The 23,174-nt window shown below is 70.6% G+C and carries 22 protein-coding genes and 1 pseudogene; 13 read left to right on the top strand and 10 right to left on the bottom strand.

The features are described 5' to 3' along the window. The first annotated feature begins 155 nt into the window (after positions 1-155). Genes MMF93_RS07345 through MMF93_RS07355 form a run of 3 tightly spaced genes read left to right on the top strand, consistent with a single transcriptional unit; the run spans position 156 to position 3,173 of the window. Positions 156-1,112 carry a hypothetical protein gene (locus tag MMF93_RS07345; RefSeq protein WP_242750257.1) on the top strand — a complete coding sequence of 319 codons (957 nt, stop codon included), beginning with the start codon at positions 156-158 and terminating at the stop codon, positions 1,110-1,112. A gap of 55 nt (positions 1,113-1,167) precedes the next feature. Further along, positions 1,168-2,496 carry a sensor histidine kinase gene (locus MMF93_RS07350; protein ID WP_242750258.1) on the top strand — a complete coding sequence of 443 codons (1,329 nt, stop codon included), beginning with the start codon at positions 1,168-1,170 and terminating at the stop codon, positions 2,494-2,496. Further along, positions 2,493-3,173: a response regulator transcription factor gene (locus tag MMF93_RS07355; protein ID WP_242750259.1), complete on the top strand. Its 681-nt coding sequence runs from the start codon at positions 2,493-2,495 to the stop codon at positions 3,171-3,173. The genes MMF93_RS07350 and MMF93_RS07355 overlap by 4 nt, the downstream gene beginning before the upstream one ends. Positions 3,174-3,245: 72 nt before the next feature. Here MMF93_RS07355 and MMF93_RS07360 read toward each other — a convergent pair whose 3' ends face one another. Continuing rightward, entirely contained in the window at positions 3,246-4,079 is an 834-nt protein-coding gene (locus MMF93_RS07360; RefSeq protein ID WP_242750260.1) for a YihY/virulence factor BrkB family protein, read from the bottom strand. Positions 4,080-4,307: 228 nt separating this feature from the next. On the opposite strand from MMF93_RS07360, the gene MMF93_RS07365 reads away from it, so the two are divergent. The 5 genes from MMF93_RS07365 to MMF93_RS07380 all read left to right on the top strand — a co-directional run bounded on the left by MMF93_RS07365 (position 4,308) and on the right by MMF93_RS07380 (position 8,915). After that, positions 4,308-5,735 (top strand): MFS transporter, encoded by a 1,428-nt coding sequence (locus tag MMF93_RS07365; protein ID WP_242750261.1) that lies wholly within the window; start codon positions 4,308-4,310, stop codon positions 5,733-5,735. 268 nt (positions 5,736-6,003) lie between these two features. After that, positions 6,004-7,476: a penicillin-binding transpeptidase domain-containing protein gene (locus tag MMF93_RS07370; RefSeq protein WP_242750262.1), complete on the top strand. Its 1,473-nt coding sequence runs from the start codon at positions 6,004-6,006 to the stop codon at positions 7,474-7,476. A gap of 267 nt (positions 7,477-7,743) precedes the next feature. Next, positions 7,744-8,022 (top strand): GlsB/YeaQ/YmgE family stress response membrane protein, encoded by a 279-nt coding sequence (locus MMF93_RS07375; protein ID WP_423835580.1) that lies wholly within the window; start codon positions 7,744-7,746, stop codon positions 8,020-8,022. A 134-nt stretch (positions 8,023-8,156) separates the two neighbouring features. Next, positions 8,157-8,234, top strand: coding sequence for a hypothetical protein (locus tag MMF93_RS33795; protein ID WP_469818005.1), 78 nt, complete (start codon positions 8,157-8,159; stop codon positions 8,232-8,234). A gap of 237 nt (positions 8,235-8,471) precedes the next feature. After that, complete coding sequence (locus MMF93_RS07380) at positions 8,472-8,915, top strand: SSI family serine proteinase inhibitor (protein ID WP_242750265.1); 444 nt, start codon at positions 8,472-8,474, stop codon at positions 8,913-8,915. Positions 8,916-9,052: 137 nt separating this feature from the next. Here MMF93_RS07380 and MMF93_RS07385 read toward each other — a convergent pair whose 3' ends face one another. Next, positions 9,053-10,282: a TerD family protein gene (locus MMF93_RS07385; RefSeq protein WP_242757340.1), complete on the bottom strand. Its 1,230-nt coding sequence runs from the start codon at positions 10,280-10,282 to the stop codon at positions 9,053-9,055. Positions 10,283-10,472: 190 nt separating this feature from the next. Between MMF93_RS07385 and MMF93_RS07390 the strand changes: the two genes are divergently transcribed. Next, a complete protein-coding gene (locus MMF93_RS07390; RefSeq protein ID WP_242750267.1) occupies positions 10,473-11,075 on the top strand; it encodes a TetR/AcrR family transcriptional regulator in 603 nt (200 codons plus the stop codon). A 64-nt stretch (positions 11,076-11,139) separates the two neighbouring features. Here MMF93_RS07390 and MMF93_RS33655 read toward each other — a convergent pair. After that, positions 11,140-11,427 (bottom strand): annotated as a pseudogene (locus MMF93_RS33655) (DUF2267 domain-containing protein); the annotation flags it as partial. Between the two features lie 133 nt (positions 11,428-11,560). Next, positions 11,561-12,427, bottom strand: a complete 867-nt coding sequence (locus MMF93_RS07395) for an SCO4651 family lipoprotein (protein WP_479685621.1) — start codon at positions 12,425-12,427, stop codon at positions 11,561-11,563. An 832-nt stretch (positions 12,428-13,259) separates the two neighbouring features. On the opposite strand from MMF93_RS07395, the gene MMF93_RS07400 reads away from it, so the two are divergent. Further along, positions 13,260-13,586: a DUF4333 domain-containing protein gene (locus tag MMF93_RS07400; protein ID WP_242750271.1), complete on the top strand. Its 327-nt coding sequence runs from the start codon at positions 13,260-13,262 to the stop codon at positions 13,584-13,586. A gap of 86 nt (positions 13,587-13,672) precedes the next feature. Here the strand turns inward: MMF93_RS07400 and MMF93_RS07405 are convergent, their stop codons facing one another. The 4 genes from MMF93_RS07405 to MMF93_RS07420 form a co-directional block, all read right to left on the bottom strand. After that, positions 13,673-14,170: a hypothetical protein gene (locus MMF93_RS07405; RefSeq protein WP_242750273.1), complete on the bottom strand. Its 498-nt coding sequence runs from the start codon at positions 14,168-14,170 to the stop codon at positions 13,673-13,675. Positions 14,171-14,214: 44 nt separating this feature from the next. Next, entirely contained in the window at positions 14,215-15,519 is a 1,305-nt protein-coding gene (locus MMF93_RS07410; protein WP_242750275.1) for a hypothetical protein, read from the bottom strand. Between the two features lie 24 nt (positions 15,520-15,543). After that, positions 15,544-15,978, bottom strand: coding sequence for a hypothetical protein (locus tag MMF93_RS07415; RefSeq protein WP_242750277.1), 435 nt, complete (start codon positions 15,976-15,978; stop codon positions 15,544-15,546). Positions 15,979-16,093: 115 nt separating this feature from the next. Then, positions 16,094-16,624 carry a hypothetical protein gene (locus MMF93_RS07420; RefSeq protein WP_242750279.1) on the bottom strand — a complete coding sequence of 177 codons (531 nt, stop codon included), beginning with the start codon at positions 16,622-16,624 and terminating at the stop codon, positions 16,094-16,096. Between the two features lie 701 nt (positions 16,625-17,325). Here MMF93_RS07420 and MMF93_RS07430 point away from each other — a divergent pair. Next, positions 17,326-19,089, top strand: a complete 1,764-nt coding sequence (locus MMF93_RS07430) for a hypothetical protein (RefSeq protein WP_242750281.1) — start codon at positions 17,326-17,328, stop codon at positions 19,087-19,089. Positions 19,090-19,899: 810 nt separating this feature from the next. Here the strand turns inward: MMF93_RS07430 and MMF93_RS07435 are convergent. After that, positions 19,900-20,559, bottom strand: a complete 660-nt coding sequence (locus MMF93_RS07435; RefSeq protein WP_242750283.1) for a class I SAM-dependent methyltransferase — start codon at positions 20,557-20,559, stop codon at positions 19,900-19,902. 72 nt (positions 20,560-20,631) lie between these two features. On the opposite strand from MMF93_RS07435, the gene MMF93_RS07440 reads away from it, so the two are divergent. Together MMF93_RS07440 and MMF93_RS07445 are read left to right on the top strand one after the other, a co-directional pair. Next, entirely contained in the window at positions 20,632-20,847 is a 216-nt protein-coding gene (locus tag MMF93_RS07440; RefSeq protein WP_114020931.1) for a hypothetical protein, read from the top strand. A gap of 55 nt (positions 20,848-20,902) precedes the next feature. Continuing rightward, the gene (locus tag MMF93_RS07445) at positions 20,903-21,484 is read left to right on the top strand and encodes a DUF1648 domain-containing protein (RefSeq protein ID WP_242750285.1); all 582 of its coding nucleotides are present in this window, start codon (positions 20,903-20,905) and stop codon (positions 21,482-21,484) included. Here MMF93_RS07445 and MMF93_RS07450 read toward each other — a convergent pair. Beyond that, entirely contained in the window at positions 21,468-23,000 is a 1,533-nt protein-coding gene (locus MMF93_RS07450; protein WP_242750287.1) for an MFS transporter, read from the bottom strand. The two genes, MMF93_RS07445 and MMF93_RS07450, sit on opposite strands and share 17 nt — an antisense overlap. Between the last annotated feature and the right edge of the window lie 174 nt (positions 23,001-23,174).

The raw sequence follows: 23,174 nt of genomic DNA on the forward strand, positions 1-23,174 counted from the left end.
TCCGCTCGCTCTGATGGCCCCGTCCGCGCGCTGTGCACGGCTCCTCCCCGCGCGCCGGCGGCCCACGGGGAGGAGGGGCGGCTCCGCCGTGCGGCGGAGCCGGTTCGTCGTCCAGCAGGACGTTCCCCGGGCGCGGGCCGGGGACGGTGAAGGGCATGAAGCGAGCCAGAACCGTCCTCGTCGCGCTGACCGTCGCCGCGTGCCTGCCGTACCTGACACTCAAGGTGATCTGGCTGACCGGCGGGCGCACCGGCATCCCCCGCGGCAGCCTCCTGCTCGACGGCGGCGCCACGCTGTGGGTACTCAACGCGCTGACCGTCGCCATGGACTGCACGGTGATCCTGCTGGCCCTCGCCCTCACCCGCCCCTGGGGCCGCAGGCTCCCCGGCGGGCTGCTCGCCCTCCCCCTGTGGTGCGCCGGCGGGCTCCTCGGACCGATCGCGGTGGCCTTCCCCCTCCAGGCCGTCCACAGCGCGCTGACGGGAGGAGCGGACGGACACGGCGACGCCGGCCCCCACAAGGTCCTGGCCGACTGGGTGTGGACCCTGGTCTACACCGGCTTCACCGTGCAGGCCCTCGGCCTGGGCACCCTGTTCGCGCTGTACGTGCGCGAGCGCTGGGGCGCGCTGCTGCGCTCCCCGCTCCGGCCCGGCCGGCCGCGTCCGCACCCGGCGGACCGGACGTCCCGCTACGCCTTCACCGCCGCCGTGCTGCTGGCGGTCCCGGCCACGGTGGTGCACGCGCGCGACGCGGTCGGGGACGACGGCGGGAACCGGATCACCGACGCCACCTTCGCGCTGTACGCCGTGGTCGCCGTCGCGGCGGTGGGGGTGCTGCTCCGCTCGGGCAGCGGAGCGCGCGGTTCACGGGCCCGACTGTGGCCGACGCTGACCGCGGCGTGGATCGGCTCCGCCGTGCTGGCGTGCTGGGGCGGCTGGCTGCTCGTCGGCGCGCTGTCCGGCGCGGGACGTCACGTGGGCCAGCGTGCGGACGGCGTGGTGGAGCTGTCCTACGCTTGCCAGACACTGGCGGGGCTGGCCCTGGCGGCCGTGATGGCACGGGTGGTCCGCCACCGGACCCACGCGTCGTCGCCCTCACCGGCCCGCGTGTGACGGTGCGACGGGCAAGCGGGCGACAGGCGTGCAGGGGGCGGAGGTGGCGCGGTACATGGGAGCGACGAGGCCCGTAACGGGTGCGAGGCCGCGGGTCCGGGGTGCGGTGCACAGGCTGGGGTTGCGCTGGGTGCACCTGTTGCAGGGCGGCGCGCTGCTGATGCCCTTCTTCCTGCTGACGGTGGTCGGGATGGGCGTCGTCAGGCCGTCCGCGGGCAGGGTGCTGGGGGCGCAGCTCGCCCCGCAGTTCCTGGCGTACGCGCTGTCGCTGCCGCTGGTCGCGCTCGCCGGACTGCTCCCCCTCGTACGCACGCTGGAGTCGGCCGCGGCCCGCGCCCTGTGCGGCGTGCCCGCCGCCGCGCTGGCCCAGGGCCCGGCCGGCTCGTGGGCGGCACGGCGCCGCTCGGCCGTGTGGTTCACCCTGCACGCGGGTGTCGGCGCGCTGGTGAGCGGCGCTTCGCTGGCCGTGCCGCCCATGGCCGCCGTCCTGCTGGCCTTCCCGTTCGTGCCCGCGCTGCGTGGCAAGCGGTGGATGTGGCCCTGGCACCACGCGGGCGACGCGCTGTGGACGGCTCCGGCCGCCGGCGCGGCACTGCTGGCCGCTCTTGTGGCCGTGGTGTACGGCGCGGGCGCCATGCTGGCGCGCTGTGCGCCTCCGCTGCTGGGGCCGACCCCGGCCGACCGGCTGGCCGCCGCCGAGGCCCGCGCCGCCGCTCTCGCGGCCCGCAATCGGCTGGCCCGCGACCTGCACGACTCCGTCGGCCACGCGCTGAGCACCGTGGCGCTCCAGGCGGGCGCCGCACGCCGGGTGCTGGAGGCGGACCCGGTGTTCGTCCGGGAGGCGCTGGCCGCGATCGAGGAGACCAGCCGGGGGGCCGTCGCGGATCTCGACACCGTGCTGGGCGTCCTGCGGGACGGCCGTCTCGGCGGGCAGCGCGGCGAGGCGGGCGGTCCCACGCTCGCCTCCTCTTTGGACGGGCTGCTGGCCCGCACCCGCGCCACCGGCACGGTGGTCGACCTGTCGGTCGACGCGGCCGTGGGCCCTCTCGCCCTGCTGGACTCGCGGGTCTCGGCCGAGGCGTTCCGTGTGGTGCAAGAGGGGCTGAACAACGCGCTGCGGCACGCGCCGGGCACCGCCGTACGCCTCCGCGTGGCCACGCGACACACCCCTCGTGGTGCCGTGTTGGCTCTCACCCTGACGAACCAGGTGCACGCCGAGCGCCCCGCGCGCCCGTCGCGCCGTGGCGGCGGGCGCGGACTCGCCGGGATCGCCGAGCGCGCGGCGCTGCTGGGCGGTACGGCGGACGCGCGCGACGAGGCGGGAACGTGGCGGCTGACGGCCCGGCTGCCGCTGACTCCACGGACTCAGGAGGTCACCTCATGACGGGCCCGCCCCTGCGGGTGGTCCTCGTGGACGACGAGCGTCTCGTCCGCACGGCGCTGCGCGCCATTCTGGCGAGCGAGCCGGGGATCGAGGTGGTGGGCGAGGCGGCGGACGGCGACGAGGCCATCGGTACCGTCCGCGCGCTGCGCCCCGACGTCGTGCTGATGGACGTGCGGATGCCGCGCGTCGACGGCATCCGCGCCACCGAACGCCTGACGGACGCCGGCGAGGGCGCACCGCGCGTCCTGGTGCTGACGACCTTCGAGAACGACGCGTACGTCTACGACGCGCTGCGCGCGGGCGCCCACGGCTTCCTGCTCAAGCGCGCGACGGCTGAGGAACTGGTGAGGGGCGTGCGCACGGTGGCCAGGGGCGACTCGCTGCTCTTCCCGGCCGCGGTACGCGCACTGGCGGCCCACCACGCGCGAGGCCGCCGCGCGGAGGCGCTCACTGCCCGGCTGACCGACCGGGAGACGGCGGTACTGCGGCTGATGGCCGCAGGGCTGACGAACGGGGAGATCGCGGAGCACTTCACCGTCGGCCCGGCGACGGCCAAGACGCACGTCGCCGCCGTTCTGGCGAAGCTGGGCGCCCGTGACCGCACCCAGGCGGTGATCCTGGCGTACGAACACGGGGTCGTCACCCCGCACGAGGACCTGTCGGACGAGCCTGGCTGACGGTGGCCGATGGCGACTGGACGCGGCCGGTCGCCGTGGCGGCGCGGCGGTGTGCCCTTGGCCCGGCAGGCGTCACCCGCTCTCCTCCCGCGCCGCGGCCACCCGCCTGCGGTGGTGGACGCGCCACACGTGGAAGTTGTGGCCGGCGAGCGGCCCGCCGAGGACCACGAACCCCACCCCGATCAGCCAGGACTGCACGATGAGCAGGGTGCCGGCCGGACCGTTCGTCTTCGTGCTGCTGACGATGAGCGGCGAGAAGACGAGGGAGGAGAACACCCGCAGTCCCCCCAGCCCCACCATGGTGGCCAGCGCGCCCGGAAAGAGCGCGGCCCACCGGATCCGGCTGCCCAGCAGCAGATACTGCCCCCACCAGAAGAACAGCACCCCGAAAAGAACGGTCAGGAAAACCCGTACGGCGACCTGGGCCGTGCCCTGCCGTAGCACCGCTTCGCTTTCCACCTCGGCGAAGAGAAAAGCGGTGATCGCCGCGAGCCACACGACCTGCCGCCACAATTTGTGCCAGCGTCCCGGCGGCAGCGCCCAGATCAATTCGTAACTGCTCTGCACGCTGGCCGCGAAACTCAGGCCGAAAACACCCAGCAGTACCGCACTGAGGACGCTGGTGGTACTGATGACCTGTTGCGGGGCGGAGAAGAGGCGGTGCACGGCGTGGGCCGCCGTCGGATTGTCCAGGCCCATTCCGTTGACGATCCACTGCTCGAACCCGGCGTGGTGGACGGGGTCCAGTGCCGCCACCACGATCAGCAGGGGCACCATCGAGACGAAGCCGAGCATGCCGAACGCCATCGCCCTGCGCATCAGCTCGAAATCGGTGCCGTGCTGCCACAGACGTCCGCCAAGGGACTGCTCGACACGCTGTTTCCAGGTCGGCCACCGCCCGAACACGCCCGCACCTCCATCAACGGCCCGTCATTATCCCAACGAAAAGGCCGGGCCAACCGCCAGCCACGCCGCCCGCCGGTACGCGACGGCGCGCCGGTATGCGACGGCGCGCCGTTTCGGTGAGACCCCTTCGGTGACATAGGAAGGAACGTGCCTTTCACCCCCCGCGGTCTTCGCCGGCGGACGGAACGCCTTTTCGGCGACCGAGCCGCGGCGCGTACCGTGCTGACGATGGCGTCGGTGCTCGCGCTGGACGGCGCGGACAAGGGCACGGTCTCGGCGATGGCGGGCCCGCTGGGTGACGCCTTCGGTATCGGCTACGCGGCGATCGGACTGCTGGTGTCCGTGGTCGCCTTCGTCGGTGCCGCGTTCACGGTGCCCTTCGGCCTGCTGACCGACCGGGTGAGCCGCACCCGGCTGCTGGCCCTCACCGCGACGCTGTGGGGGCTGGCGATGATCATGGCAGGCGCGGCCATGTCCTACCTGTGGCTGCTGGTCTCCCGCGCGGTCCTCGGCGCGGTCACCGCCAGCTCGGGGCCCGCCGTCAACTCGCTGGTCGGCGACTACTTCCCGGCCCGGCAGCGCGCCAGGATGCTCGGGTTCGTGGTCGGCGGGGAACTCCTGGGCACCGCGCTGGGCTTCGCCGTCTCCGGAGTGGTCGGCAGCGCACTGGGATGGCGGTACGCCTTCTGGTGGCTCACGCTGCCCACGGCGGCCCTCGTGTGGGCCCTGGTCCGGCTCCCCGAGCCGCCGCGCGGCCGGCAGAAGGACCTCAGGTCCCCGGAGGAGGGCCCCTCCGAACCCGGGGGCGCGGACAACGACGCGCGCGCCGGCACGGGCTCCGGTGCCGGCGCGGAAGCCGACGGACAGGGCGGAGGGAGCGAGCAGGGCGAGCAGGGCGAGCAGGCCGGGCGGACGCGGGCGCGGGTCGGCGCGGAGCCCGACGCACGGTTCGTGCTCCACACCGACCCGCGCTCCCTGCCGCCGTGGCGGGCCCTGGTGTACGTGCTGCGGATCCCCACCAACCTCGTGCTGATCGTCGCCTCGGCGCTCGGCTACTTCTTCTTCTCCGGGCTCCGCGCCTTCGCGACCGTCTTCACCACCGACCAGTACGGGGTGAGCACGTCGGTGGCCAGCTCCCTCGTCCTGGTGGTCGGCGCGGGCGGCGTGTGCGGGGTGCTGCTCGGCGGGCGGGCCGCCGACCGGCTGCTGGAGCGCGGACGGGTCGAGGCGCGCGTTCTGGTACCCACCGTGTGCCTGCTGGCCGTGCCGCTGCTGGTGGCGCCCGCCCTGCACACCACGTCGCTGGCGGTGGCGCTGCCGCTGCTGCTGTGCGGCACGGCGTTCCTCGGCGCGGTGAACCCGCCGCTGGACGCCGCGCGGCTGGACATCATGCCGCACATGCTGTGGGGCACGGCCGAGGGCGCCCGCACCGTGCTGCGTACGCTGAGCGAGGCCATGGCCCCCACCCTGCTCGGCTACCTCGCCGACCACGTCTTCACGGGCGGGCACGCCCTGGAGTACACCCTCTTCCTCTCGCTGGTTCCCCTGCTGGCCGCCGCCCTCATCGGAGCCCTCTCCCTGCGCACCTACCCCCGCGACGTGGCCACCGCCGCCGCCTCCACCGCCAATCTGCGCACGCGCGGCCGGCCCGCCTGAACGAGACAGGACGCGTCCTACGGCTGGGGGCCGAGTGCCTCGGCGTTGTCGCCGTCACTGGCCGCGGCGTCCCGGACCCGGATCGCTCTGTGATCGAGCACGCGTCAGCCTGGCACGGGGCGCCTGGCACGGGGCGGGCCCCGCTCTGCGCACGTCTTCCGTGCGGCTGCGCCCTCGCGCGGGCCCCGACGAGACGACGAGATGAGAATGTCCTGAGAAGAGCTGTTCGCAGGAACCCGGAGCCCCGGCGCACGCGTTCTCGCACGGGATGAACAGGACAATCAGGCGTGCGGCCACCGTCACACTGCTCCTGGTGATGGCCCTGCTGCTGCGGGTGACCTGGGTGCAGATGGTGAACGGGGAAGCGCTCGCGGACGACGACCAGAACCGGCGGAACACCATCGAGGAGTACGCACAGCCGTTCGGGGACATCATCGTGGGCGGCAAGCCCGTGACCGGCTCCACACGCGCGGAGGGCGGCGGTGACCTGCACTACAAGCGCACCTACACCGACGGCCCCGCATACGCGCCCGTCACCGGCTTCTCCTCGCAGGTGCGCGGGGCCACCCAGCTGGAGGGCATCTACCAGGACGTGCTCAACGGCACGGACGACCGCCTCAAGGGCCCCCTGGACATGCTGACCGGCGAGCAGGCGGAGCCGGGCAACGTGCTCACCACCATCGACCCCGAGGTGCAGCGCGCCGGCGTCGAGGCGCTGGGCGACAAGAAGGGTGCCGCCGTCGCCGTCGACCCCGACACCGGCAAGCTCCTCGGCGTCGCCAGCACCCCCTCCTACGACCCGTCGAGCTTCAGCGGCAGCGGCGAGGACGACGACGCGGCGTGGCAGAAACTGACCGCGCGCAGCGGCAACGACAAGAACGACGACAAGCCCACGCTGAACCGGGCGCTGCGCCAGGCCGTGCCGCCCGGGTCCACGTTCAAGCTGGTGGTGGCGGCCGCGGCGCTGGAGGACGGGCTGTACTCCTCCGTCGACCAGCGCACCGACAGCCCCGACCCGTACACCCTCAAGGGCACCTCGACGGTCCTGCACAACGAGAACCGGGCGGCGCCCTGCGAGGACGCCACCTTGCGGACGGCGCTGCGCTACTCGTGCAACAACGTCTTCGCGAAGCTGGCGACCGACCTCGGGGAGAAGAAGGTCCGCGCGCAGGCCGAGAAGTTCGGTTTCAACGACGAGAAGCAGGACGTGCCCGTCCGCGCGGCCACCTCCAACTACCCCGAAAAGATGGACGACGCGCAGACGGGTCTGACGGGCATCGGCCAGTTCGAGGTCACCGCGACGCCGCTCCAGATGGCGATGGTCTCGCAGGCCATCGCGCACGGCGGTGAGCTGGTCGACCCGCACATGGTCTCCCAGGTGCAGGACGCCTCGGGCCACACGCTCCAGTCGTACGAGGACCCGGACTCGCACCGGGTGATGAGCCAGGACTCCGCCGCCCAGCTCCGGTCGGCCATGCAGACGGTGGTCGACAAGGGCACGGGCAGCAACGCCCAGATCGACGGCGTGACGGTCGGCGGCAAGACGGGAACGGCGCAGCACGGCGTCGACAACAGCGGCACCCCGTACGCCTGGTTCACCTCCTATGCCACGACCGACAGCGGCAAGAAGGTCGCGGTGGCGGTCGTGGTCGAGGACTCGGACGCCGCCCGCGCCGAGGTCAGCGGCAACGGCTTGGCGGCCCCGATCGCGAAGAAGATGATGAAGGCCGCACTGCGGTGAACGGCGGGCCGGCGCCTGACGCGAGGCCTGGGCGACAGCGACGCCCGTGTGCAGACGGCACTCGCGCGGCGGGGGAAGACGCCACCCGTGCGACAACGGTGCCGAGGGGGCGGGCTCTCCTTCGGCGGGGACAGGGCATGATGGGGCCGCAACGATCAACCTCGGGGAGGCCCTTCCATGCCCGCCACGCCGCTCAGCCCCTGGACCCTGCTCGCCGACGGGGGCGACTCGGAGTCGAACGCCCTCTCGGACGCACTGTCCGATCTGCTGCACTCGGGCGTGGTGAGCTGGATCGTCCTGGGGCTCGTCGCCGGAACGATCGCCAAGATCCTGCTGCCGGGCCGCGATCCGGGCGGTGTCGTGGGGACGGTGCTGATCGGCATCGCGGGCGCCTTCATCGGCGGCTGGCTCTCCGCGACGTTCCTGGACCGGCCCGTGGCCAACAACGTGGTGGACCCGAGCCTGTGGGTGGCCGCCATCGCCGGCTCCCTCGTCCTGCTGATCGTCTACCGTCTCCTCTTCGGCCACTCCCGCGAACGCCGTTGACTCCTCGGGCGGACCGGCTCACCGGACGCCGACGTCCCGCCGGTGTCCGGGTGCCGGGGACCGGCCTCTGACAGGAGGCGGAGGAAGTGGTAGAAACGCGGAGGAAACCAACCGTTCCGCGGAAAGGAGGCGCCATGTCGTCCAAGCGTCGGCGCAAGAAGAAGGCCCGCCGTAACAACGCGGCCAACCACGGCCGTCGGCCCCAGTCCTGAGCGCGGCTCCCCGCGTGCCGTCCCCGTCCGCGGGGCCCGCGCGCGGGGAGCCCTCGCTTTATCCGCCCGCGCCGCCAGGTCCGTCAGTCCCGCCACGTCCCGCGCGGCCAGGTCTGTCACCCGCGGGTCTTTCACGTGCGGGCCGCGCTCCAGGCGCGCCCCCAAGACCCTGCAACTGAGTGTGAACGAGGCGGAGTTGACCCGCACCCTCGCGTGGCCCCGTCTCGTTGTGGGGGTGTGAGCACTCGAATCCCTGCCCGGCACCCCTTTGCCGCCGTTGCCGCCGTTGCCGTCACCGCCGCTGCCCTCCCCCTGCTCGGCACGCAGACCGCGACCGCGCAGACCACGGCCCGTCCCTCCGACGCCGCCTCCACCGTCCGCCCGGGGCTCTTCCTGACCGTCTCGGGAAGCGAGGACACCTGGATCCGCGGAGTCCGACTCCTCTGCGAGCCCGCTCCGCACGGCCGCCACCCCAGGGCCGCCGAAGCGTGCACCGCGCTCGACCGGGCCGGGGGCGACCTCGACGCGCTCCCGGACGCCACGGGTCCGTGCACGATGGAGTACGACCCGGTGACGGTCTCGGCCGAGGGCAGGCACCGCGGCGAGCGCGTCGCCTGGAAGAAGACGTTCCCCAACACCTGCACGATGCGCAGCGCGACGGGCCCCGTCTTCGACTTCTGACTCCCCCTGCGCGGGCCCCTCGGGTCTCACCGTGCCGCAGCCGCCGAGAACCCGGGGCCAGGGGGCGGGGCGGGGCTCCGGGTCGCCGGAGCCCCCCACGCCCCCCCACGCCCCGCCGCAGCACCTTCGGGCGGCGGCTACAGCGCGGCACCGCCCGGTTTGACCATGCCTCGCACCGTGCGCGAGTCGACGAACTCGCCCAGCGCCGTCATATCCCACTCCCCCGAGAACTGGCGGACGAACTTGGCCATCAGCACCCCGGTGCGGGGCTCGGAGTGCGTCAGGTCGAAGCGGACCAGCTCACCGCCCGCACCGTCGAGAAGGCGGCAGTAGGCCTTGGCGACCTCGGTGAACTTCTGCCCGGAGAAGGAGTTCACCGTGAAGACCAGGCCGGTCACCTCGGGCGGCAGATCGCCGAGGTGGACGGTGATCACCTCGTCGTCACCCGCGCCCTCGCCCGTGAGGTTGTCGCCGGAGTGCTGGATGACACCGCCGAGGATGGCGAGCTTGCCGAAGTAGCAGGCGTCGATCTTCTTGCGGTTGGCGTCGTAGGCGATGACCGAGGCGTCCAGATCGATGTCCTTGGCCCGCCTGCCCGCGCGGAAGACGGGCTCCCAGCCGAGGCCCATGCGCACCGAGGTGCGCAGCGGCTCTCCCCCCTTGACCAGGGAGACCGTCTGGTTCTTCTGCAGGCTGACCCGGCCCTTGTCCAGATTGATCTTCCCCCCTCCGGCCGCCGCGCCTGCCGGGGCGGCGGCGGGAGCCGAGGGAGCCGCCGGCGCGGAGGGGGCCGTGGGCGCGGGCGGAACAGGTGGTGCGGACGGGGCGGGCGCGGCAGGCGGGGCCGTCGGCGCGGGCGGGGCGGTGGGAGCGGGCGGGGCGGCGGGCTCCTCCACGTTCACCCCGAAGTCGGTGGCGATGCCGCCCAGCCCGTTCGCGTACCCCTGACCGACCGCGCGGACCTTCCAGGCCTCGTTCCTGCGGTAGAGCTCGACCACCAGCAGTGCCGTCTCGGAGCCGAGCTGCGGCGGGGTGAAGGTGGCGAGCACGGCGCCGCTCGCGGCGTCGCGGACCGTGGCGGTGGGCTCCGTGCCCGCGAAGGTGGCGCCCGCGTCGAGGCTCGCGGTGACGACGACCTTGTCGATCTCGGCGGGGACGGCACCGGTCTCCACCGTGATGGTGTCGGCGGCGCCGCTGCTGTGGGTCACGCCGGGCGCGGTCGGCTGGTTGTAGAAGACGAAGTCCTCGTCCGAACGCACCTTGCCCTGGGGGCTCAGCAGCAGTGCCGAGACGTCGAGCTTCGTGGGTGCGGTCACGTCCACCGCCACGCGCTGCGCGGTCAGCGGAAGATTGGCGCCGGGAGTCATTGCGGTCATGCCGAAGGTAACGACCGGCCCCGCTTTGCGGTTCCTTTGCCGAGGGTCCGTTCCCATACGGGCGCGGGTGCGAGGCGGCGCGGGCGTACAGTGGGGTCAGCGGTAGACCGGACGGTTTACCCCAGGACGGGACGGCACAGCGGCCGGGACCGGTGCGATCCGGGAAGGGAGCCAAGGGGCAGTGGGGACGGGAACGGCCGAGGCGGGGGAGCTGACCCCGGGGGCCCGCAAGGTGCTGGAAGCGGCGAGCACGCTCTTCTACGAGCGGGGTATCACGGCTGTCGGCGTCGATCTGATCGCGAAAGAGGCGGGGACCACCAAGAAGACGCTCTACGACCGGTTCGGCGGCAAGGACGCGCTGATCGCCGCGTATCTGCGCGAGCGCGACCGGCGCTGGCGGTCCTGGCTCACGGGGTGGCTGGAGGAGCACGCGGCGGCCGCGGGGCCGCGGGCCAGGCTGCTGGCGACCTTCGACGCGCTCGCGGAGTGGACGCGGCGCCACAACCCGCGCGGCTGCGGCTTCGTCAACGCCGCGGCGGAGCTGCCCGATCCGGCGCACCCGGGCCGCCGGATCATCACCGACCAGAAGCTGTGGCTGCGCGGCTGCCTGTACGAGCTGGCCGTCGAGGCGGGTGCCGCCGACCCCGGCAGGCTGGCCGACGAGCTGATGCTGCTGCACGAGGGCGCGACGGTGCTGCGCGGTCTCGCGCTGGTCGACGACCCGGTGGCCCGCGCCCGTGCCCTGGCCGAGCAGACCCTCGACCGCGCGGGCGCGACGCGGTAGTGAGACGCGGCGCGAGACACGATCGAGAAACGGCCTCGTTCTGAGGGGTGGAAAGGGCGGCAAGGTCCTCGGGCAGTTGCGTGACGACATGACACACCTGTCCCGCTGACGCTGCCTGCGGGAGAGCGGAGAGGACCGCCGCTGTGTGCTTCGCCGCGTCCTTTGTCCTCGACGAGGTCCGCTCCGCGACGCGCCGGCAGAACTCGTCGATACCGAAGGCCTCACCCCCGGCCTCCGCGTCGACTCCGCTGCCGCGACGGTCGATCCAGCGGTGTGGGCATCTCTTCGAGTCGGATCGCCTGGCGCAGGTCAGTACATCGCCGCGAAGAGAAGGAGCGGCTGCCGCACACAACCGCGCGGCAACCGCTCCGAGCCGGGCGAGGCGAGGCCAGCGGCCCCTCCTCGGAAGGGCGCTCCGGCCGGACGGACACCGGATCGCTTCCTCGAACCGGTGGCGCGCTCACGTCGCGGACGAAGAGGGGCGCTCATGCGGGCCGGCCGCTGCCCTGGGAAAGTTCGTCGGTCATGTCAGCGGTCTTGCCGGACGGCGGTGCCTCGACATCCACCTCGGTGCCGAAGTCCGACAGGTTGACGACGGTCTTGACCTTGGACGGTGTGGCGGGCCCTGCGCCGTTGGACGGTTTCACGGTCACCTCGACCTGCTGACGGCGGGTTCGTCCCTCGTCGTCGATCCAGAGCTCGATCGGTACGTCGTCACCGAGCTGCTGACGAAGCTTCTTCTCCTGCGCCGCATCGCCCTTGGCGAGCTTCGACAGGTCGAGCTGCACCCGATAGTGGGTGGTCTTCGTGCCGTTCACCTTCTCGGTGCCGAGCTTCTTGACGTCTTTCTCGGAAAGGGACTTGGAGTAAGCGAGGGAATCCGCTGGATTCTGCACACCCGTCTGTTCCCCGCCAGTACTCGCCTGCAACTTCTTCAGGTCGATCTTCGACCATGTCTTGCCGTCCGGGAGTTGGGCGGCAGCCTTCTCGGGCAGCTCCTGATACAGGGTGCTACCGACGACACGCTGTTGCAGGTGTTCCCCTCCGATTCCCATGTCCAACTGGCTCGTGCCGTCGCGCAGATTCATGACGCCGTCACCGCGTACGGTCTTGCTCTCGCTTCCCGAGGCGGTGACCGTGAGGTCGATCTTCGCGGTCTTCGCCTCCGCGGTCCTCTTGCTCGTGGCCTGTACGGCCTTGGCAGGGCTCTGCCGGGAGGCCTCGGACTTCCCCTCCTGCTGGCTCTCCTTGCCCCCTCCGTCGCCCCCGCATCCGGTCACCAGGAGAACACCGGTCACCAGGCCTGCTCCGCCGGCAATCATGCGCTGAGTCACACCGCCTGCGCACTCCATGCTTCTCCACGCCCCTCCGCTATGTCGGATTATCGACCTGCCACGACTTCCCCGCCCCGGGACGGGTATGCCACATCCGCTCTCGGACGGGACACGTGCGGTACCAAGCCGCGGGAGAAGGACCGGCGAGCCCCCGGCGTCATCCCTTGCGTCGTCCCTTGACCGCCGGACGGCGGCCCGCCACCGTGCAACAGGGGAACGCAGAACGGGCGGAACGCTCCCCGGCCAGACGTCGCGGCGATGCACCGTCCTGGCCGCCGTGGACTCCGGGTGCTGTGCAGGCCCGAGTTCATCGCCTCGGAGATCACCTTCACCGACGCGATGGAGGGCACCGCCACCAGCGAGCTCTACCAGCGACTGCGAGCTCCCAAGCCCCCGCGCGGGGGCGGCTGCCGGCCGACCACGCCGACCGCTGGTTCGCCGGCTTCTTCCCCGGCACCATCCAGCACGGCGCACTGACCCTGCGTGCGGCGCTGAACCCGCCCTTCGTTGACTCGGCTCCAGTGCGCATCCACATCGACGGGATTGGCCGCCACCCACGACCCCCGACGGAGCGGGCATGCTGCTGCGGTGGAACCAGTCCGCTACCTACGCACCGTCCATGACCTGGCCCAGCTCCATCCCGGCCGGAGGCCAGTGACAGGGACCTGTCTGAGATCGCCGCGGGTGGGGTCCCGGAGGCCATCAGTGACCTGTGCGGACTGTCCGCGCTAGGCGCAGGCGGGAGACGCGTCTGCCCCGCTGGATATGTGGCTTACGGCTTTGTTCTCCTTCGCCGGAGGTCTGGCTGCCCTGTTAACCTGACGCGCTCATGTCGTCCGGAGGTAACTCAATGCGTGGTCTCGTTCGAACAACGGTGCCGGTGGTCGTCAGCGTCCTCGCTCTCAGCGCCTGCAGCGTCGAGGCCGGAGCACCCAACGATGCGGTGACCACCGAGGAGTTGGAAAAGCAGGTGGATCGAGGCTTGACCGAGAAGGTTGGCCAGTCCCCGAAGGATGTCGACTGTCCAGACGAGTTGGAGGCGAAGAAGGGGGCCCACACCAGGTGCACACTCTCCACTGATGACGGGTTGCGTTTCGGGGTCACGGTCACGATCGACAGGCTGCTGAGTGAAGACGAGGCCCACTTCGACATCAAGGTCGACCAGGAACCCAAGTAGAGACCACTACCTGGACGCCACTGCCGACACGAAAAGAGGGGGCGGTGGCACGTAGGGCGCGGCCACGGGTGCGATGTGGCGCCTCGTCAGCTTGTGGCGTCTGTGTCGGGACGGACGGTGCCGACGAGCTCCGAGAAATCGTCGATGACGGAATCGATCTGGGCCGGGGTGGCGGTCAGGACCAAGCGGATGACCGCACGTCGGCACGGGTCGGTGTCGTCGAGCATAGCCAGGTAGACCTGTGACTGAACGAGGTGGCGGCGCGCGCCTTCCGACACGGCCGAGAAGCTCATGCTCTGGGTGAGGGCCGGGGCCGCAGAAGAGCCGACTTCTGCGCGGTCGACCACCTGCACCTCGTGGGCCAGTTCATGCATCCGCTGGACCGACTCCTCGGCGATCTGGGACAGCGTTGCCGCGTCCGGGCGGTATTCGCCATCGATAGTGATGTTGGCTGCGAACCCATTATCGCGTTCCGGGTGCAGGGCAGCGAAGGCCACGCCGGGTGCATCGGCCTTGTCGGGGTCCGCGGCATCCCAGCCTTCCGGAAGCTGGAACTCGATCGGGACCGGCAGCATCGCAGGCATCCCTACACCTCCCTGTTTCTGGCACGACGACGCTGTGAAATGTGTCAGAAGACGCTCTTGAGCTTGCTGTACCCGCTGGATATCGAGTCACCCACGTCTTTCGCGGTGTCGGCCACCTTGTCTGGGTCAACGGTGATCTCCAGGCCTGCGGCGCCGCCGACGGGCACGACGGGCGTGGCGCCGGCCCTGGCTCCGATGTGCCATTTTCCGTGCTCGTCCTTTTCCCAGCCCAAGAACCCCTCGATGCCTTCACCTTCCCAGGATTCGATCTTGCCGCCGATTCCGATTCCGCCTGCCTCCGCACCGATCGCTGCGGTCTGTTTCTCGCCGGCGAATGCTTTGAAGCCGGCTCCGGTCTTGTCCCGTCCGACGGCGCCGTTGACGCCGACCTCAGCGCCGCTGAATTGACTCCCGCGCGCGTAGGCGCCCAAATGGCCCGACTCCATGCGTCCCTCGACCATTCCCCGCGCTCCTGCCGAGGCCTCGGCTTCCCCCCACACTCCCTGTTCCGTAGCCCCGTAGCTGCCGCTCCCGCGGACGCCTCCGTAGACATCGGCGATCCCGGAGAGCTTGACATCGCCCTTGCTTACGGATCCTTCTGCGGTCACGTGTGCCAGGTCCATGTAGCCCTTGCCCATGCCCTGCATGCCGTAACCGACTCCGGATTTTGAGCCGCCTTTGTCGGGGCCATTCGCCTTGAAGCTGCCATCGGCCTCCCACCCGTCGGAGCCGCCGGACTTCTTGCCCCCCTTTTCACCCCGCTCCCCTGCAGGCCTCGGGACGACGTCTTTGGCATCCGCGTTGAATCCGCCAGGTGCTCCCCTGTCCTTCTTCTCCGTGGCAGCCGCCTCCAGGGCGACCTGGACTCCTGTATCGAACTCGTTGATGTTCTTGACGGTCTTCTTGATCCGGGCGTTGACCGTCTCAACCCGGTCCATGACGGCCTGCCAACTGCCGGACTGCACCAGTCCCCGCTTCTCCTCCGAGCTGGGCTCGTACGAGACCTTCCCGTGGGAGCTCACGGTATAGCCCTTGTCGCGCAAGTCATCGACGTAGGTCGACAGCGCCTTCTTCGCCTCGGTCAGCTTCACATGCGCGTCATCGAGGATCGTGGCTATGGCGTGCGCCTCGGCCTTCGCCGCGCCGAATTCGCGATGGGTGTTATTGGACGCCTTTCCGTAGACTTCGTAAGCCGCGCCCTGCCAGAGTCCGTCCGACAGACCTCGCACATGATCGTTGTATTGGCCCTGGAGCTCGCCGAACTTGTCGCCCATCTTCTTCCAGGCCCGTGAGGCGTCAGCCAGGCCGGCCAGGCTCGTGTCCATGATGTCGTAGTACGTCAGTGTCACGATGCCTCCGCTCCTGCTCCCCGCTCAGTAGTCGTTCAACTTGCTGGACAGAGGCGACGTGGGCACCGCGGACCGAACGTTTTTCCCGAAGTCACCGTCATTTCCGTGAATCGCCGTGTTCGCTCCGCGCAGCGCGTCCCGCTCCGAGACAAGCCGGTTGAGCAGGTTCTTCGCCTGCTGCTCCCACGCTGCGTGCGCGCTCGACAGCCCCGTGCGCAGTGCCCAGCCCTGGAAAGGACCGCCGGTGATGGAGGAGCTGCCCGCAGGAGCGGTCTGGACCGATGGGCTCACCGGCCCACCTGGTCCCGGCGAGGCGCCGATGACGCCCGATGTGTCGAGATCTGCATGAGCGGCGGCCGTCTTCGTGTCGGGCCCCAGCTTGTTCTCCAGATAGCCGGCCGCCTTCTGCTTGGCCGTGTGCGAGGACGCCAGATCCGCGGAGTTGCCGGCGCCGGGCACACGGCCCCCGCCATCCAGCCGATTCAGCTGGACGTGCGGCGAATCCTTACTCGAAGACATGCCCCCCCGGGGTGAAAAACAGTTTCTGGCAGACGCCAGAACGCGCCACTCCTGGTCAGAAATCCTCCGACAACAGGCTCCGCCAGGCCCACCCCTGCTCAAGGATGGCGCTTCGTACGGGGCGTTTCATCTCCGCGCTGTCGAAGCTGAACGATTCCTGCAACTGGCGACGGCCATCGGGGCCTTTCTCGACGGTCCACTTCTTGGACCACGTCCTTCCGGGCCCCCGGCTCGCCTGGTGCCCGATCTTCATGCGCGGCGGGTCCCCGTACCAGGTGACCTCCCACTGCTCCTCGATCGCCCGGACCTCGCGCTCTTCAGGGAAGAAACGCATCCGAATCGTCCGGGTGCGGGACAACTGGCTCAGGCTGAAGAAGTGCTGGAAGGCCGGCTCCGCGACGCGCCACTCCGCCACCAGGTCGGCGCCCTCGGGGCTGCCATCGCGCACGGCCCAGGGAAGGTCCGGCCCGTTGAGACCGAGCAGGGCAGTCTTCACCTCGTCCACGGAACGCGGTTGCACCCCCTCGGCGGGATGCTTCACCTCTTCCCGGAACCCCGGCACACGCAGCAGACCCAACAGACCCATCACCGCACCATATGAGCCATACAACTATCGACACAAGAAGGGGCTGCGGCCGTACACACGTCACCCCGCCCGCACTACCTCCCGCTCGGGGAAAAGGCATGTCACCCGGGACGGCGCCTGCGCCACGCCTTCTCACCAGTTCGATGACCGCCCAAAACAGTCCGCTCGTCCGAGGCCCCAGGCACGCTGTGCAGCGTGGCTCGTGCTCCGATCGTCGTCCACCGGCTCTCCGGCTCGGGCGGCCGGAGGGTCACCGTGCACGCACAGGGCACGGACGAGATCCTGGGCGCCGCCCACAGCGACCACACCTGGTGGTCTTCCAGGAAGCCGCGGGGATCAGCGATCCCGACAGCGTGCTGGACGGTCCGGACGAGAGCGAGTGGCGTGGTGGCCGCACACACGACTGGAGCGCCGCCTGACCCGCCGCACACCGGCGGCTCGGGCGGGAAGTGAGGCTGTCCAGGCCCTCTTCCTCTATCACTGCATGTCATCGGACAATCACGCAGATGCCGATAAAGGGGCGGCGTCATGGGTGTGCCGTGGAAGCTGGAGTCGGCCACAGCTGCGAAGCACCGGCTCTACCCGCGGTACCTGAATGCGTGGTGGCCGATCGTGGGCTCAGGGTGGGGGGTTGCATGGCACGCGATACACGGCTTGTACAGACTGCTGTAATCGGTGACGAGCACTCGGACGTTCCCGTTGTGCTACCAACTGAGGCGATCGGGCTGGATGCCTTCCGCAGCTTGCACGCCCATGACTCCTTCTGGTGCGGGCTGCTGCTGGGCGGCTGCGGCGCCCAGCTCGCGCACAAGCTGTACATCGACAGGCAGTGCCACTTTCAGCACTACCCGCAGCCCAGCGGGGCCCCGCACACCTGCCGCCGGCCCCGGGTCGGCGAATCCAGTGCCGACCACCTGTACGTGAAGTCCGCGATGTCCCAGTCCCTCCTGAAGCATGGCCGCCCCGGACGGTTCACCTTCCCGCCGCCAATCGGCTCGCTGCTGGAGGTGGACCTCGAGGACGGGAACCGTCTGCGGGTCCATATGGACGATTCTGTGACGCCCGACTGGGCGGGCGGTCACACGCTTGTCCTGGGCCCCGACGTGGTACCGGAGCCTGGCATCTTCACCCGCTGCCCATACGTGTACCGAGTACGGTGCGAGAGTGAGGGCGCCGGCCGCACCGTGTGGATCGGCACACAAAGCCGAACCCGTCCCATCGACTGGGTACCCCTCAACGACTGCACCTGGACAGACGACGGGCTTCTCACTCCAGCGGCCACCCAACTGCTGCGGGAACGCTCGACCCCGCTGGAGCGCATAGCGGCACCAGGCGAAGGCGACGCCTGGAGCGTGCCCCTACACGTCTTACGGTTCGTCCGCATCCTCGAAAAAGAGCAGCGCTCCGGGTCTGTCGAGCACGTGCGACAGCTGTGCACCGGCAGCGGTCCCTTTCTCGACAGTCTGGATCCTCCAGCCCGCGCCGAAGCCGAGCGCGCCCTGGAAGCGGCGCGGACATGGCTGGCCGGCCACGAGGACTACCAACAGCGTGTCTTCGCGGAACTCGACAAGGCAGTCAGTCAGAAGCGGGCTTTCGAGGTGCGCGCTCAGATTCAGCAGGCGGCTGCCCTCACCCGCCACGGCGCGAGCGCTCATGAACAAGGCGTCCTGGCCAGGGCCCGTACCTTCCTCCGCGACCAGAACCGCCTTCTGCACCCCAACGCCGACCGGGCCGCGCGCGATCGCCGACTCCTGCACTCCCCAACCAGCCCCAGGGCCGGTCAACCCAGCAGGAAGACCGAACGCCCCGCCGTAGCGTCGAAGCCCAAGATGCCCGCCAAGAAGCTGAACCGCAGCCGCGACGAGCGGCAGGCACGCCGCGCCGCTGTGACCGACGCCCGTATACTTTTGCCGCTTCTTCGCCGCCCGGGCGTCTCGGTTGGCGAGCAGCGGAGACTGCTGGGCGAACTGGCCACAGCCGTCCAAGTCGCCGGTGACTGGCTCTCGAACGCAGAACGGCGCGAGGCCAGGCGTCGGATCAACGAGCTGCGCACCCCGCGCTCGCCCCGCACCCCGCGCTCGCCCCGCACAAACCAGCCGTCCCGCCCACGGCTGCCACCGGATGTGCTGGAGAGGGCAGCCGCCGCAGTCCGCGGAGCACTCAAGAAGACCGCACGCGAGCAGACCACCACCAGCTGGGACCGTCTGGAGCGGCAGCTGGGCTCAGCGCTGCCACGCATGCAGCTGGAGGACCGCATCCAGCTTCTGACTCTCGTCGACCAGACCACACCCCCCGACCAGACCCTCCTGTCCTGCCTGGTCGCCGTTGGCGACCCGGAGCTGACCGCTGCGTACCGCACTATCAGCCACCGGCTGGGCCTTGACGCTCCTGCTGACGACGAAGACCTGCGCGATGTCCTCGAAGCCGATGTCGAGCAAGTCCATACCTATTGGCGTCACCGGTAAGCCACCTACCCCGAGGGCTGCAGGGAGCGACGCCGCCCCAGCTTCTTCGAATGACTCGCCCGCGTGGAGATGGTCCGAGAGGGCAGCGCGGTGGGCCTTCCGCAGTCCTCGGTCACGGTTGGTCGCCGGGATTCGGTGGTCGGCCCTTCAGGTAGTGCGTACTGCCGCGCCTTGGGCGTGCCGGAGGAGAGGAGGGGCCATCCGCGCGCGCAGGGATGGACATGGCGCTCGCGTCGTCGCGGTAGCCGTCTGTGTCCGGGCGAGCGGCAGCCACGAGTGCGTCGGCCAGGGTCTGCGGGTCTTGGCCGTGCCTGTGGGCTGGGGACTCGATCTGTCCGGGCGGCGTCTGGTCATGTACGCCGTCGGTCGTGCGGAGCACAGACCCGCCGGCGGGGATGGAGACGTGGCGGACGGTGGCCGGGACGGCGCGGCCCAGTGTGATGCCGACGTGGTCGGCAAGTGCGCGGACAGTTACGTACTTGCAAGCGGCGCGGGAGAGGTATGCGGCCAGGGGCGCGTCAGTGGTCAGCCGTTCCAGCCGCTCGCCGTTCCAGTGACATGCCGCGCCGTCCCCGACCCATGGCACCTCGGAGCCGTCGGCAGGCTGACCGCGCACACCCCGACCGCGTCGTGCTCGCCAGGATCGGTTACCTGGAGGGCGGCGGCGTTCATGCCCGTACTGGACGAACGTGTATGTGGCCGCGACATCCGCGATCGGGCCTCCGGTGCGCTCCCGCTGAGCGATGCCGATGATCATGACACTGCTTGGAAAGAACGAGGCCTTGGCACCCATCTCATGAGTGGGCACAGCTAGCTCCGCCGTGCGACCAGTTGCAGTCGCGTGGCCTGGTGGCCGCCCAGGGTCGGGGCCGTGCCGGTGCGCTCCTCGACGGGTGTGAAGCCGCTGTCCGTCAGAAGGGCGCGCAGGTGTGCGGGGGTGTGGTGCCGGAAGAGGCCTCCCTCGGGTGTGGTGAAGGTGCCGTAGGGGGCGTGCGGGGCTGACGTGCTGTGCTGCTCGTAGCGGGCGACGTTGCGCGCGTCGCGCTGGAGGGGCACCTCGCTCACGTACAGCGTGCCGCCGGGACGCACCACGCGGGCCAGCTCGGCCACGACCTCGCGCTGGGACCGGTCGTCCGGCACGCAGTTGAGGACCGCGAACAGCAGCGCGGCGTCGAAGGAGCCGTCCGCCTCCGGCAGCGGCAGCCCGGGCTGGTGGCGCAGGGCTAGGCCCGGGCGCTCCCGCAGGCCGCGCTCGATCATGGCGCGGGAGGGGTCGACGCCGCTCACGTGCGGGTATCCCAGCTCGGTCAGGTGGGCCGTCAGCCGCCCGTAGCCGCAGCCGTAGTCGATCACGCGCCAATCGCGGGGGATGTGGGCGGCCAGCAGGCCGGGGTCGAGGGCGTGCGTGAACGTCTTCTTCGCGCCGTCGGCTTCCCAGAACCCGTGCACCACGGGGTGAACACCAGCCATGGGCGCAAGGTACCGCCCCGGCCCCGCCGGGCCGAGGTGCGTGAGAGGAGGCGCGGGCGCAACCTGGAGGGTATGAGTGCGGTCATCGTCGTCCATCCGCCCTCCCCCGCCGGCGGCCGCCAGGTGAGTGCGCGCGGCGAGACGCTGGGCACCGCCTACGGGCTGACCGACCTGATCGAATATCTGCGCCGTACCGGGCTCGATGTCGCTACTGTCGATCTGTACGACGATGCGATCATCGAGTGGCAGGGCGGCAACCACCTGGTCTGGGGCCGCGAGCCGGAGTGATCACCGCGAGGGCGGGACACGGGACCCGCGAGGGCGGTGTGTGGGGAGGGGCAGCATGGTGCGGCAGGGGGAGAACCCGGAGGCGGAAGCGCGGTTCCCGTGGTTGTGGCTGGTACCGGGCGTGCTGGTGCTGGCCGTGCTCGCGGTGTGGGGCGTGCTGGTCTACCCGGATCTGCCCGCGAGGGTGCCGCAGCACTTCGGCAGCGACGGCGTCGACGCGTACGCGGACAAGTCGGTCGGCAGTGCTTTCGTGCCCGTGTTCGTACAGCTCGGCGTGCTCGTGGTGATGTCCGCGACGACGCTGCTGACCGTGCGCATCACGCCGGAGTCCGCGCTGCCGCCGCACAGGCGCACCGTCGGTCTCGTCAACCGGCCGAGCACGGCCGAGGGCGCCCGGCAGGTCGCCAGGGCCCAGCTCTTCCTCGCCTTCTGCGTGGGGCTGGGGATGTTGGCGACGTGCCGGGTGATGTGGAGCACCACACCGCAGCAGGAGGCCCAGGACTCCTCCACCTTCACGCTCGTCCTCACGCTGCTGCCCATCGCCCTCGGCACCCTGGCCGTGCTGGTGACGGCGCTGCGGGACCGGGGGCGTGGGGCGCGGAGCAGCGGCGGCGGGCGGTCTAGCGCCGCCGACTGAGCGTCTGCAACTGCTGGCTGGTGGAGATCAGCTCTGCGGCCTCCTCCTCGTTGCTGACCATGGGCTGCGAGCCGTGCAGCGGCACCCCGGCGCTCTCCGGCATGAAGCGGACGGCGAGCAGTCCGATCAGTCCGCTCACGATCAGATAGAGGCCGGGGATCAGGTTGTTGTCCGTGGCGCTGACCAGGCTCTCGGTGAACAGCGGTGTCGTTCCGCCGAAGGCGGCGACGGAGAAGTTGAACCCGATGCCCATGGCGGCGTAGCGCACGCTCGTGGGGAAGAGCGCGGGCAGCGTGGCGGCCGAGGGGGCCGCGAACCCGGCGAGCAGTGTCGCCAGGATGAGCACGCCGAGCGCGGGCAGCAGCCAGCCGCCCGAGCGGATCAGCAGGAACGCGGGGACGGCCAGCACGATCTGGCCGATCGCCGCCCACCGGTAGACCGGGCGGCGGCCGACGCGGTCGCTCAGCCGTCCGACGAAGGTGATCAGCACCACCACCCACACCATGCCGACCAGCACGAGCACGTCGGAGGTGGTCCCCGAGCGCCCCAGCACTTCCGTCTGGTACGTCGGCAGGTAGCCGGTGACCATGTAGTTGGTCACGTTGTAGAGCAGCACCAGACCGACGCAGATCAGCAGCGGCTCCCAGTGCCTGCGCAGGATGGTGCGGAACTCGTGCCGGTTGGTCTCCTGGGCGGCGACCTTCTGGTCGTGCTCGTCCAGTTGCTGCTGGAAGGCGGGGGACTCCTCCAGCTTGAGCCGCATGTAGAGACCGATCAGCCCCAGCGGCCCCGCGATCAGGAACGGGATGCGCCAGCCCCAGGAGAGCATCTGCGCGTCGCTGAGCCCGAAGTTGAGCCCGGTGACCAGGACCGAGCCGAGCGCGTAGCCGATGAACGTCCCGAAGTCGAGGAAGCTGCCGAGGAAGCCGCGTCGTCGGTCGGGCGAGAACTCGGCGATGAAGGTCGTCGCGCCGCCGTACTCGCCGCCCGTCGAGAAGCCCTGCAGCATGCGGGCGACCAGCAGCAGGATCGGCGCGGCGATCCCGATGGTGGCGTAGCTGGGGATGAACCCGATCAGGAAGGTGCCGAACGCCATCAGGATCATGGTCGCGGCCAGCACCTTCTGGCGGCCCAGCTTGTCGCCGAGCGGCCCGAAGAAGAGCCCGCCGAGCGGGCGGACGACGAAGGCCGCGGCGAAGGTGGCGAACGAGGCGAGCAGCTGCGCCGAGTCGGAGGCCCCCGGGTAGAAGACCTTGCCGATCGTGGCGGCCAGGTAGCTGTAGACGCCGAAGTCGAACCACTCCATGCAGTTGCCGAGCGCGGAGGCCGTCACCGCCCGTTTGAGCATCGGCTCCTCGACGACCTGCACGTCGTCCTTGGTGAAGGGTCGGCCCTTACGGCGCAGTCTGCGCACCAGCTCGTCGCGCACCTGGCGGGGCAGCTCGGCGACCGCGTGCGGTACCTGCCGAGCCGCCGCCGCTTTGCCCCCCGGTTGTCGCTTGGGGCTCTCTGTCACGTCGGCATTCACACCCTTTGTTCCGTATGGCCGAATAGGCGGGATCTGCTCGATCGTACGGAAAGGCCGTAGCGGATCACGGAACCGGGTTGCCGGACTCGCCGCATACACACACGCGCCCCCGCACTTCTGCGGGGGCGTGCGGACACGTGTGCGCGCGGGACCCCGTCACAA

It is taken from the genome of Streptomyces tubbatahanensis (assembly GCF_022699385.1).
Lineage (GTDB): Bacteria > Actinomycetota > Actinomycetes > Streptomycetales > Streptomycetaceae > Streptomyces > Streptomyces diacarni.